We start from the raw sequence: 11,866 nt of genomic DNA, 5'->3' as shown, positions 1-11,866 counted from the left end.
AAAACAAGTGTAATTAATTAAAAAAATTAGAAATCATGAAAAATTTATTTATTGTATTAGCAGCAGTTTTAGGAACAAGTGTAATGGTTAGTGCTCAAACAACTCCAACTCAGGCGACTCCTGCAAAAGAGGTGAAAGCTACAAAACACCATCATAAATCAAACAAAAAAGCAAAAGCTGAAACTCCAAAAGAAGAAACTGCTACCGTGAAAAAATAAACATTGCTAACGCTTTGTCTTCATAAGATTGTAAGGAGGCAAAGTAGGATTAATGATTGTGGAGAATGCGGTTGAAGAAAGCTGATGAAGAAATTTGTCAGCTTTTTTTGTTCGTTAATTTTTTAATAATGTGTCATTTGATTTTTGATAATTGATTAATTTTAGTTGCACTTAAAAGATGTTTTTTATGAATGTTTTGATTGTTGAAGATAATAAAGAGCTTGCTGTAGAGGTATACGACTTTCTTTGCAATGCGGGTTATGTTTGTAAAATTGCAAATAACTGCGCGGATGCTCTTGATGAGTTTAACAGTAATGATTATGATGCAATGCTGCTTGATTTAGGATTGCCGGATGGTGATGGTTTTGAGGTTTTACAGGCAGTTCGTAAAACAAAATCAAAAATTGCAGTTATTGTTCTTACAGCTAGGGGGGAATTGGATGACAGAATTAATGGTCTTCATTTAGGTGCCGATGATTATTTGACAAAACCTTTTGCACTTACGGAACTTGGAGCAAGATTATTTGCTGTAATCCGCAGAATTCATGGCTTTACTTTGAATAATTTAAGTATACACGGATTTTTGTTGCAGCTTCAGGATTACAAAGTTAGTTTTGATGAAATTGCGATAAACTTGACCAAAAAAGAGTTCGACATTTTTCAGTATCTTGTTTTGAATAAAAATCGTGTAATTACGAGATTACAATTAACCGAGCATATTTGGGGGGATATTTTGGAGGTTAATTCAGATTCTAATTTTATTGATGTTCATGTTCGAAATCTTCGAAAAAAATTAGATAAACATGCGCCAATAGATTGGTTTGAAACTGTTAGAAATGTAGGTTATCGTATTAATGAATAAACAAGTATTGTGAAAATAAAACATCAATTAGCGATTTTTAATGCACTGACACGCTTGTTGGTCATTTTAATTTTATGGTTGATGCTTCCTATTTTAGTCGAAAAGGTGGTTTATAGACATATCAATAATGGTCTTATTGAGAAAAAAGAAAAGTTTATAGAGCATTTAAATCAGCAGGAAATTAATGATTTTATCGAAAATGAAGGCGATTCGACCGAGACTTATTCGCAGTTTTCGACACTTCATAGTGAGTTCTTGGTTCTTTCAAAAGCTCCAATTAAACCTAATCAAAAGAAAACAACCTTTACAAATGAATTTCGCATTATTGAAGGGGAAGAAAATGAATATAGAATTCTAACACATCATTTTAGTTTTGGGAATGAAAGTTATCAGCTTGAAATTGGCAGCAGTCTTGGCGAGGTAAATGATCTTACTTTTATAATTAGGTTTTTTATTATTATAGTTTTGTTTGTCATTCTTTTAGTGACTTTTTTAGCCGATACGGTTTATATCGAGTATTTATTGAAACCATTTTATAAAATTATTGATACAAAAATAAGGCGTGTCAATGAACCTGAAGTTTTTGACCATACGCCTATAAAAGCAAAATCACGTGATTTTAGAGAGTTGGATTTGGTTTTAAACCAAATGATGGATCGTATTTCGGAACTGTTTAAAAAAGAAAAACAGTTTATTTCGAATGTTTCTCACGAGCTTCTTACACCAATTGCTTTGCTTAAAAACAAGTTTGAGAATTTATTACAGAATGAATCTTTAGATGAGAACGCTTTTGATAAAATAGCTGGCTCGCTAAAGACATTAGATATGCTGAAAAAAATCATCAATAATCTATTGTTGATTTCTAGAATAGAAAACAATCAATATGAAGCGAATGAGGAAATTAATTTTCATGAAATTATAAATGATGTCGAGGAGGATCTGCAAGATCGAATTGAAGATAGAGGAATTCGATTTGTAAATGAAATGAAGAACGATTTGATTTTTAGAGGAAATAAAACCTTGCTTCATATTCTTATTTATAATTTGGTAACCAATGCAATTAAGTATAATAAACCAAACGGAAGTATTATAGTCGGCGATGGTTTTATTCAAAATCAATATTATATTTCAATTGCAGATTCTGGTATTGGGATGAGTGATTCTCAAATTGAAAACATCTTTAATAGGTTTGCGAGAGTTAGCTCTGATCAGGAAGGGCAGGGGCTGGGTCTTGCGATAGCAAAAAGTATAGCTGTTTTTCATCATATTGAAATCAAAGTTGTGTCAAATATAAATGAGGGAACAATTTTTACTTTATCTTTCCCTGACATGGCTAAAATCTAATTATTTGTTAAAATTTTTCTTACTTGCAAAACTTCATGTTGTCTTCATTTTACGGTTTTACCTTTGGGTTATAAATAAGAGATAATAATCAACAAAAAAAAAACAATCATGAAAAAATTAGTAATGTTAGCAATTGCTGTTCTAGGAACAACTGCTATGATAAACGCTCAAACAACTCCAGCAAAAGCTGCACCAGTAAAAGAGGCTAAAGCTCCTAAAAAAGACAAAAAAGCGGACAAGAAAACTGCAAAAGCAGAAACAGCTAAGCCAGAAGCAGCAAAAGCAAAAAAATAAAAAGCATTAGTTTGCTAAAGTAACCTATGCTAGGCATAAGGTTTTAGAAAAAAAATTGTAATAAAAAAGCTGATAGAGTAATCTATCGGCTTTTGTTTTTGTTTGAGTTAAATTTTTGATAATAAAAAGCGATAAAATTTTCATTCTTTGTTACTTTGCTTAAAACTGTAAATAAATGATCCTTCGTTTTGTAATTCTATGTGCTCTATTTTTGCTTATTGAGTTCTATTCCTATCAAGCTTTCCGAACTTTAATTAAATTAAGATGGGTTTTAACTGCTTATCAAATTATTAGTGCACTGCTTCTTGTATTTATAATTTATTCTTTTTCTCAGGTAGATCGATCTGTTGGGCAAACCAAACAATTTATGTTTACAACAGGTTTAATGTTACTTGTTTATGTACCGAAAATTGTAATTACATTAGTTTTATTTAGTGAAGACATTTTTAGAATTGGTGCTAGTATTTTGAATTATTTTATTTATAATGCGCCGCGTAAGGAAATGATGCCCGAGAGACGAAAGTTTGTAAGTCAGATAGCATTAGGATTGGCTGCAGTGCCTTTTTTATCGTTGATTTATGGAATATTTGAAGGAAAATATAATTTTAAGGTAATCAAGCAAACTATTTTTTTTCCAGATTTGCCAGATGCATTTGATGGTTTTAAAATTACTCAGATTTCAGATGTACACAGCGGAAGTTTTGATAATCCTGAAAAGATAAATTATGCAATTGATTTAATAAATGAGCAGGAATCTGACATGATTTTGTTCACAGGAGATATTGTAAATACTCATGCTAAAGAAATGTATCCCTGGCTGGAAACGTTCAACCGTATTAAAGAGTATAAATATGGTAAATTTTCTGTTTTGGGAAATCATGATTATGGCGAGTATGTTACTTGGTCTTCTGAGAAAGAAAAAAGGGAGAACTTTGAGGGCATAAAAAATCTTTATGGTCAAATTGGGTTTGACTTAATGCTTAATGAACATAGATATATTCAGAAAGGTGATGATAAAATCGCTTTAATTGGTGTAGAAAACTGGGGAGCAAATTTTAAGAAAGCCGGGGATTTAAATAAAGCTTCAGAGCAGGTAAATCAAGATGATTTCAAAGTTTTAATGAGTCATGATCCTAGTCATTGGGAATATGAGGTAAAAAAACATCCTAAAAACTTTCATTTAACCTTGTCTGGTCATACTCATGGCATGCAATTTGGAATTGAGATTCCAGGGTATTTTAAATGGAGTCTCGCACAATATATTTATAAACAATGGGCAGGATTATACGAAGAGTCTAAAAGATACGTTTATGTTAACCGCGGGTTTGGTTTTCATGCTTATCCTGGAAGAGTTGGAATTATGCCTGAAATAACGGTCATTGAACTAAAAAAGGGGAACAATGTGGCTTAATTCGTTAAAAATGCTACATTTGTATTAATTATCTTTTTTAACTAGATTAAAAGAATTAAATTTTTGGTTTTATGTCAAAATTTGGAGAACTTATAAATGCTCAGGTTCCAGTGTTAATTGACTTTTACACAGATTGGAACGAATCATCAGTATCGATGCATCCTGTTATTAAGGATGTTGCGGCTGCGCTAGGCGACAAAGCTAAGGTAATTAAAATTGATGTAGATAAGAATCAAGAATTGGCTGAGGCATTGCGAATTAAGGGCTTACCTACATTGATGATTTATAAAGAAGGGCAAATGATCTGGAGACAGTCTGGAGAACTTGATGCAAATACTCTTATCGGTATTGTTCAAGATCAATTTGATTTTTAAAAGTTAAGGTAGTCATATTATTTAGTGAATAATATCAAACTTATAGCCGTTTTCTTTTAAGAAATGCAGTGTTTTTGGAAGAGCAAATTTTAAATTTGGTGAAGCTTTTATGCTGTCATGAAATACAATTACACTTCCTGATTTTACATTTTTTGTAACGTTTTCGAGGCATTTTTCAGGAGTAATACTTTGGTCAAAGTCAGCGCTCAAAACATCCCACATAATTATTTTATAGCCTAATTTTCGTAAAATTTTAGATTGTGCCTTTTTGATCTTCCCATAAGGCGGGCGAAATAATAAATTACATGTTTTTTCTTCTTCTAAAATAGCAGCGCAGTTTTTTACATTTTCAATATAGTCATCATTATTACTTTTCCATCCATTAACATGGTTCATGGTGTGGTTTCCTATGCTGTGTCCGTCAGTTATAAGCTTTTCAAACAAGGATAAGTTGGCTTTAATGTTTTTTCCAATACAAAAAAAGGTAGCTTTTGCATCAAATTTTCTCAATTCAGCTAATACCCAATCTGTAATCTCTGGAGTTGGGCCATCATCAAAGGTTAGGTATATTTTCTTTTCGTTGTTTGGAATGTCCCAACAATATTTAGAAAACACCGTTTTTATGAATGAATTAGTTTTTACCCAATAAAAGCTCATTGTTAACTTATTTAGAGATAAGTAAATTTAAAAAATGCAGCACTGTTTATCAAGCAGTACTGCATTTTTTTAATTAATATATTTTTCGTATATTATTCTTTTTCGCGTCCAAAACGCTCAAAAATATTTACATACGTATTAAACGTTGTTTTGTGTTTTTCGTAAAAAGCTTTATCGTTGTTTTCTTTCATTACTTGCAGCAGGCTTCTGTATCGTTCAATATCAGTGATAATGTCAATAGCTAAATCTGTTTGATCAGAACCGCTCAAAGTTTTGTAATAATCTAGATTTTCTCTGTACTTATTAACTAGCTTTTCTAATAAATCGTGTGCTTTATCTTTTTCTCCTACTTTGTAATATCCACCAGCAAATGGCTCAACTAAAGAGTAATAACCAAACTTGTCTAACGGCATTTTTGTAATCGCTAAATTGATAATGTTTTTAGCTTTGTCAATTTTACCTTCGGCAATAAGTTCGTTCATTAAACGAGATAAATTTGTTCTATAAGTAATGCTGTTTCTTCTAGTTTCTGGATCATGATAGATTTTTTCACTTTCACTGTTGCCCCAGTCCCATTTCATTACAATGTTATACATTTTATCGGCGTCAATTTGTCCCATGTCCATTGGTCCGCCATCTTTAGAAGGAACATTTTTAATAGGAACCAGTTTGTAAACCATTCCATCTAGCTGTAAATAGTTTTTCAACCATAAATAATCCTCGTCATCAAAAGCGCCTCCACTAAAATAAATTGGTCGTTTCCAATTGTTATTAGCTAAGATGTCAAGCATCATTAATCTATTTTTGTAGATTGCACTCCCTTTAATGTCTATGTCCATATAAGGAACAATAGAGTCATTGTATTTAGGATTTACAACTTTGTTTTTAATAATAGCATTTTTATCAATGTTTACTCTAATCTTATTTGTTGGGTAAAAATGAATTGTCTGCCCATTTTGTAATCCTACAGTTGATTTAGGGTTTTTGATAAAATCGATAAAATCAGTTATGTTCCAGCGTGTTTCTATCTTTGGAATATGAGCCACGTAATCTAATTTGTCTCCAACATATTGCTCATGTGTAAATGATATAGGCAGAGGGTCAGATTCATATGATTTTGCTTTCATTTGGTCTATATACCAATCTGTCATGAAAAGACTGGTATTTACAATTTTTACATCTGTTCTGAAATGCTCAATTTCTTGGGCGTACCAGAGAGGGAAGGTATCATTGTCTCCAATAGTAAACAAAATGGCATCTTTATCGCATGAACTTAAATAAGCTTTAGCCATTGCAACAGCAGTATATCTGTTTGATCTATCATGATCATCCCAGTTTTGCGCTGCCATTAAAACAGGAGCGGCTAATAAACTTCCGGCAATAATAATAGGTCCTGCAATTTTTGGAGTAATATATTTTTGGATACTTTCGTATAAAGAGTAAACTCCAAAACCAATCCAAATTGCAAAGACATAGAATGATCCTACCAAAGCATAATCTCTTTCTCGAGGTTCAAAAGGTCTTTCGTTCAGGTAAATTTTTAATGCAATTCCGGTAAATAAGAATAACGCTAAAAGCACATAAAAACTTTTAAGATCTTTGTTGGCATGGTACATTAATCCAATTAAACCTAAGATAAACGGAAGGAAAAAATAAACATTTCTTCCTTTGTTGTTTAAAACGTCAGAAGGTAAGTTGTCTTGAGATCCTAAATGTACAGAGTCAAGAGCTTTGATTCCACTAATCCAGTTTCCGTCTAAATTGTCATATTTTCCTTGAACATCACTTTGGCGTCCAACAAAATTCCACATTAAATATCTCCAGTACATATATCCGAATTGATATTCGAACATGAAACTGAAATTATCAACAGTTGAAGGTTTTTCGATTATTAAATAGTCTTTATAGCTTTGTAAGAATTTAACATAGCCTTCGTTGTCAATTTGTTTTTGAGCGAAAGCATGTTTAAATTCAGAAATCGTTTTTTCAACTTCATTTCTTAATTGAGCAGTTGCTTTGTTGTATTCGTCTTCGCTCAATTGGCTTGCGTCAATTCCGTATTTTGCTAAATCATCTTCATAATTGTAATTAGGGTTGATTCTGAATTTAGGCGGATTTGTAAAGCTGATGTAGTTCTGGATGTGTCCAGTTTCGGTACTCCACATTCTTGGCAGAATTGTTTTCTGATTGTCATCAGAATTTTGATCTGCATTTTTATAATTGTTGGTAATGATATATTTACCAGTTTTATCGTCTCTCTCGTAGTTAGGTTTTTTGTCTAAGTATGGATTTTTGGCATCCAGACCTGCGAAAACTTCAGTGTATTGAGGACCATAGAATAATGGGTTTACTCCATATTGCTCACGATTATAGTAAGCTAAAACTTCGGCAGCATCCGATGGCTTGTTTTCATTGATAACTGTATTTGCGTTAGCACGCACAGGAAGCATCATCCAAGTCGAAAAACCTATAAATATAAATAAGATGCAAAGTATAATAGTGTTGTAAAAAATTAAACCTTTTTGTTTGGTAAATTTTAATCCAAAATAGAAGAATGCAACTAGAAGTAAAACAACAAAAATAGTTCCTGAATTAAATGGTAATCCCATGCTGTTTACCATGAAAATTTCAGTTTTACCAAAAAATGCCATTGTTAAAGGCAATAGTAACTTAAAGATAAACAACAAAATTCCAATTACTACAACATTTGCAATAAGGAAGTTTTTAATGGTAACTTTTTCGTAATGCTTAAAATAATAAAGAAATCCGATTGATGGAATCGTTAATAATGCCATAAAGTGCACACCAAACGAAAGTCCAACAACTAAAGATATTATTAATAGCCATTTGTTTCCTTTTGGCTTGTCCATATCTTGTTCCCAGCGTAATCCCAGCCAGAAAAGTAATGCTATAAGTAATGAAGCCATTGCATATACTTCGGCTTCAACGGCATTAAACCAAAAGCTGTCTGAGAAAGTGTAAGCTAATGCTCCTACAAAAGAACTTCCTAGAATTACAATAGAATTGTTTTGGTCAATTTCGGCAAAACGAGCTACGATTTTCTTTAAAATCATAGATGATGACCAGAACATGAATAATATTGTAAAGGCGCTAGAAAAAACAGACATCATATTTACCATTAAGGCTACATGCTGCGCATCTATGGCAAACATTGCAAAAAAGGCACCCATCATTTGAAATAAAGGCGCTCCCGGAGGGTGACCTACTTCTAATTTTGCCGCTGTGGCTATGTATTCCCCGCAATCCCAAAAACTCATGGTAGGTTCAACTGTTAATGTATAGGTGATTAAAGCGATTGCAAATGCAAACCAACCAATAATTGTATTCCATTTATTGAAATTGAATTGTGCCATATTTAGGTGTTAAAATTTTGAATGTTTTTAATCCTACAAAGAAAATGTTTTTTTGTGTAAAGAAACGAGCATTAACAAAAAATTCTATAAAAGTATGAGTGAAGAGTAATTTGTTGTTTATGAGTGTCTTCTGATGTTTTGAATAAGTATGAAGGTAAAAAATGAAAAAAAAATGATTTTTTTTGATAAAAAAGCTTGTGCAAATTAAATAAAGGCTTAAATTTGCACTCGCTTAACAGCACTGCTGGTCTATGGTGTAATGGTAACACAACTGTTTTTGGTGCAGTCTTTCTAGGTTCGAGTCCTAGTAGACCAACATAAAAAGCCTCTCATTCGAGAGGCTTTTTTTATGCAAAAAAAAATATCTCTAAAAATTTGCATAAACTAAATAAAGTTATAATTTTGCACCCGCTTAACAACGCTATTGGTCTATGGTGTAATGGTAACACAACTGTTTTTGGTGCAGTCTTTCTAGGTTCGAGTCCTAGTAGACCAACATAAAAAGCCTCTCATTCGAGAGGTTTTTTTTATGCCGTAAATTTAAGTGTGTTTATTTTGCTTGGATGTTTTTTATATTTTAAAAGTAATAATAGGTTTAACGGCGTGATTTACTAAGCCTTCGCTGATACTTCCGTTAAAAAAGTGCGCAAAACCAGTTCTTCCGTGTGTACACATTCCAATGATATCTGCGTTTATCTTGTTAGAAAAGTTTATGATTCCTTTTTCGATATTAGTATCGTTGTAAATATTTGTGGTGTAATCTGAGAGGTTAAACTCCGTGATGAAATCGGTTATAGCTTTTTCTGCTGCGTGTGTAGTTTTAAAGCTGTTTGGCGTGCAAATTATAACTAAATGCAATTTTGATTGGAATGTTTTGGCAAAGTCAAGGAGTTTTTTGAATGGTTTTTTTGCTTCTTCTGAAAAATCAGAAGCAAATACGATATTGGATGCATTAAAATTTTTGATGTCTTTTTTGATTACCAAAACAGGAATATCAGAATTGCGTACTACTTTTTCGGTGTTGGAGCCTATTAGTAATTCTTCAACGCCAGAAGAGCCGTGAGATCCCATTACAATTAAATCTATATTGTGGTCTTTGCTTACTTGAGTGATTCCGTGAATCGGCCTGTCCATTTTTACGATTTCAGTCACTTGAATGCCGTCTAGGTATGGTTTTGATGAAATTTCGTCCAGCATTTCGTTTGCTTTTTTCATGAATAGCATGGTTTCGGGAATGCTGGTGCCGCCTAAAACGGCATCGTTCATTTGGCTTGGAAGTTCAAGCATATGAAGGATGATGATTTCGGAGTTGTTTTTTTTGGCAATTTGCGCAGCGACTTTTAAGGCGTCTTCTGCGTGTTCAGAGAAATCAGTAGGTACTAGAATTTGTTTCATGGTTTTTGGGTTAAATAATGAGAAATTCTGTTAAATTAATGCTTCTATAAAGATAAGAAATATTTTTAGAGCGATCTATTTATTTTGATTTATAAAAAAATCACTATATTTGCACCGTTATTTATTAAAATCTAAATAATGAGGGGACTAAGTGTCCCCTCTTTTTATAAAATTATGACATTTAAAGAAAAAGTAAACGGATTAATTGCGGAGGCTCTTTTAGAAAAGCCGTCAATCTTTTTGATTGATTTGGCTGTTTCTGATGCTTTTAAAATTAGTGTAGGTTTAGATGGTGATACAGGAGTGGCGCTGCAGGATTGCATCGATATTAGTCGAGCAATTGAGAATAACTTGGATCGTGAAGAACAAGATTTTTCTCTTGAAGTAGCATCAGTTGGAGTAGGGTCTCCTTTGAAATTGGTAAGACAATACAAGAAAAATATTGGTAGAACATTGATTGTTACTACAAATACTGAAAAAATTGAAGCAGAATTAGTAGAAGCTAACGATGTTTTTATAATTTTGTCTTGGGAAGCAAGAGAACCGAAAAAAATAGGAAAAGGAAAAGAAACAGTTCAAAAAGAGCAGCAAATACCTTATACAGAAATTAAAGAGGCAATTGTTACAGTAACATTTTAATTAAAGAATTCGCATGGAAAATTTAGCATTAATCGATTCATTCTCAGAGTTTAAAGACAATAAACTTATTGATCGTGTAACGCTTATGGCAATTTTAGAGGACGTGTTTAGAAATGCATTAAAGAAAAAATACGGTTCTGATGATAACTTCGACATCATTATAAATCCTGATAAAGGAGATATGGAGATTTGGAGAAGAAGAGTAATTGTTGCTGACGAAGATCTTGATTTTGAAAACGAAGAGATTACTTTGACTGAAGCAAGAATGATTGAAGCGGATTTTGAAATTGGTGAAGAAGTTTCTGAAGAGGTTAAATTGATTGATTTAGGGAGAAGAGCTATTTTGGCTTTGCGTCAAAACTTAATATCTAAAATTCACGAACACGATAATACAAATCTTTATAAACAATTTAAAGATATTATTGGTGATATTTATACTGCAGAAGTACACCACGTGCGTCCAAGAGTAGTTATCTTAGTTGATGATGAAGGAAACGAAATTGTACTTCCAAAAGAAAAACAAATTCCATCTGACTTTTTCCGTAAAGGAGATAATGTTCGTGGAATCATTGAAAGCGTTGAATTGAAAGGAAACAAACCTCAAATTATTATGTCTAGAACTTCTGAGAAGTTCTTAGAAAAATTATTTGAACAAGAAATTCCAGAAGTATTCGACGGTTTGATTACAGTTAAAAATGTAGTGCGTATTCCTGGTGAAAAAGCAAAAGTAGCGGTAGATTCTTATGATGATAGAATTGATCCAGTTGGAGCTTGTGTTGGTATGAAAGGTTCTCGTATTCATGGAATTGTTCGTGAATTAGGAAACGAAAATATTGACGTAATTAACTACACAAATAACATTCAATTGTTTATTACAAGAGCATTAAGCCCTGCGAAAGTTTCTTCAATCAAAATTGATGAAGAAAATAAAAGAGCTGAAGTATTCTTGAAATTAGAAGAAGTTTCTAAGGCGATTGGTAGAGGTGGTCACAATATTAAATTAGCGGGTCAATTGACGGGTTATGAATTAGATGTTATTCGTGAAGGTGATGTTGCTGGTACAGTTGCAGATGAAGACGATGTTGAATTAACAGAGTTTTCAGATGAAATTGAAGAATGGGTAATCGAAGAATTTGCTAAGATAGGTTTAGATACTGCAAAAAGTATTTTAAAACAAGAAGTAGAAGATTTAGTAAGAAGAACAGATTTAGAAGAGGAAACGATTCTAGATGTTATGAAGATACTAAAAGAAGAGTTTGACAGCTAGTTAATGGCTGAAGTCTGGCTCTAACAACACA

The 11,866-nt window shown here is 32.4% G+C and carries 11 protein-coding genes and 2 tRNA genes; 10 read left to right on the top strand and 3 right to left on the bottom strand.

Translation table 11 applies throughout. From position 1 onward, the window contains the following. The first annotated feature begins 35 nt into the window (after positions 1-35). The 6 genes from BOW55_RS15110 to BOW55_RS15085 all read left to right on the top strand — a co-directional run bounded on the left by BOW55_RS15110 (position 36) and on the right by BOW55_RS15085 (position 4,503). Positions 36-218: a hypothetical protein gene (locus BOW55_RS15110; RefSeq protein WP_129024784.1), complete on the top strand. Its 183-nt coding sequence runs from the start codon at positions 36-38 to the stop codon at positions 216-218. A gap of 187 nt (positions 219-405) precedes the next feature. Further along, positions 406-1,080 (top strand): response regulator transcription factor, encoded by a 675-nt coding sequence (locus BOW55_RS15105; RefSeq protein ID WP_129024783.1) that lies wholly within the window; start codon positions 406-408, stop codon positions 1,078-1,080. Between the two features lie 9 nt (positions 1,081-1,089). Beyond that, positions 1,090-2,424 carry a cell wall metabolism sensor histidine kinase WalK gene (locus tag BOW55_RS15100; protein WP_241686587.1) on the top strand — a complete coding sequence of 445 codons (1,335 nt, stop codon included), beginning with the start codon at positions 1,090-1,092 and terminating at the stop codon, positions 2,422-2,424. A gap of 108 nt (positions 2,425-2,532) precedes the next feature. Further along, complete coding sequence (locus BOW55_RS15095) at positions 2,533-2,718, top strand: hypothetical protein (protein ID WP_129024782.1); 186 nt, start codon at positions 2,533-2,535, stop codon at positions 2,716-2,718. Positions 2,719-2,893: 175 nt separating this feature from the next. Further along, positions 2,894-4,129, top strand: coding sequence for a metallophosphoesterase (locus BOW55_RS15090; RefSeq protein WP_129024781.1), 1,236 nt, complete (start codon positions 2,894-2,896; stop codon positions 4,127-4,129). 71 nt (positions 4,130-4,200) lie between these two features. Beyond that, positions 4,201-4,503: a co-chaperone YbbN gene (locus tag BOW55_RS15085; protein ID WP_089052699.1), complete on the top strand. Its 303-nt coding sequence runs from the start codon at positions 4,201-4,203 to the stop codon at positions 4,501-4,503. Positions 4,504-4,524: 21 nt separating this feature from the next. Here BOW55_RS15085 and BOW55_RS15080 read toward each other — a convergent pair whose 3' ends face one another. After that, a complete protein-coding gene (locus BOW55_RS15080; protein ID WP_089052700.1) occupies positions 4,525-5,160 on the bottom strand; it encodes a polysaccharide deacetylase family protein in 636 nt (211 codons plus the stop codon). A 92-nt stretch (positions 5,161-5,252) separates the two neighbouring features. Beyond that, the gene (locus BOW55_RS15075; protein ID WP_129024780.1) at positions 5,253-8,534 is read right to left on the bottom strand and encodes a DUF2723 domain-containing protein; all 3,282 of its coding nucleotides are present in this window, start codon (positions 8,532-8,534) and stop codon (positions 5,253-5,255) included. A gap of 245 nt (positions 8,535-8,779) precedes the next feature. Here BOW55_RS15075 and BOW55_RS15070 point away from each other — a divergent pair. Both BOW55_RS15070 and BOW55_RS15065 read left to right on the top strand, forming a co-directional pair. After that, positions 8,780-8,850: transfer RNA gene (locus BOW55_RS15070), tRNA-Gln, on the top strand. A 109-nt stretch (positions 8,851-8,959) separates the two neighbouring features. Further along, positions 8,960-9,030, top strand: a tRNA-Gln gene (locus BOW55_RS15065). 74 nt (positions 9,031-9,104) lie between these two features. Here the strand turns inward: BOW55_RS15065 and BOW55_RS15060 are convergent. Beyond that, complete coding sequence (locus BOW55_RS15060; protein ID WP_129024779.1) at positions 9,105-9,929, bottom strand: universal stress protein; 825 nt, start codon at positions 9,927-9,929, stop codon at positions 9,105-9,107. Between the two features lie 174 nt (positions 9,930-10,103). Here BOW55_RS15060 and rimP point away from each other — a divergent pair, with 174 nt between their 5' ends. Next, positions 10,104-10,568, top strand: coding sequence for a ribosome assembly cofactor RimP (gene rimP, locus BOW55_RS15055; RefSeq protein WP_164973666.1), 465 nt, complete (start codon positions 10,104-10,106; stop codon positions 10,566-10,568). Positions 10,569-10,581: 13 nt separating this feature from the next. Beyond that, a complete protein-coding gene (nusA, locus tag BOW55_RS15050) occupies positions 10,582-11,835 on the top strand; it encodes a transcription termination factor NusA (RefSeq protein WP_089052704.1) in 1,254 nt (417 codons plus the stop codon). Positions 11,836-11,866 lie beyond the last annotated feature (31 nt).

The organism is Flavobacterium sp. YO12 (genome assembly GCF_004119495.1).
In the GTDB taxonomy this organism is placed as follows: Bacteria; Bacteroidota; Bacteroidia; order Flavobacteriales; family Flavobacteriaceae; genus Flavobacterium.
The sequence above is the reverse complement of the archived record's forward strand: the minus strand, read 5'-3'. Positions and strand labels throughout refer to the sequence as shown.

Bases quoted from the DNA above. Each gene is read 5' to 3' on its own strand.
- BOW55_RS15110 (WP_129024784.1), top strand. From the start codon at position 36: ATGAAAAATTTATTTATTGTATTAGCAGCAGTTTTAGGAACAAGTGTA.
- BOW55_RS15105 (WP_129024783.1), top strand. From the start codon at position 406: ATGAATGTTTTGATTGTTGAAGATAATAAAGAGCTTGCTGTAGAGGTA.
- BOW55_RS15095 (WP_129024782.1), top strand. From the start codon at position 2,533: ATGAAAAAATTAGTAATGTTAGCAATTGCTGTTCTAGGAACAACTGCT.
- BOW55_RS15090 (WP_129024781.1), top strand. From the start codon at position 2,894: ATGATCCTTCGTTTTGTAATTCTATGTGCTCTATTTTTGCTTATTGAG.
- BOW55_RS15085 (WP_089052699.1), top strand. From the start codon at position 4,201: ATGTCAAAATTTGGAGAACTTATAAATGCTCAGGTTCCAGTGTTAATT.
- BOW55_RS15080 (WP_089052700.1), bottom strand. From the start codon at position 5,160: ATGAGCTTTTATTGGGTAAAAACTAATTCATTCATAAAAACGGTGTTT.
- BOW55_RS15075 (WP_129024780.1), bottom strand. From the start codon at position 8,534: ATGGCACAATTCAATTTCAATAAATGGAATACAATTATTGGTTGGTTT.
- BOW55_RS15060 (WP_129024779.1), bottom strand. From the start codon at position 9,929: ATGAAACAAATTCTAGTACCTACTGATTTCTCTGAACACGCAGAAGAC.
- rimP (WP_164973666.1), top strand. From the start codon at position 10,104: ATGACATTTAAAGAAAAAGTAAACGGATTAATTGCGGAGGCTCTTTTA.
- nusA (WP_089052704.1), top strand. From the start codon at position 10,582: ATGGAAAATTTAGCATTAATCGATTCATTCTCAGAGTTTAAAGACAAT.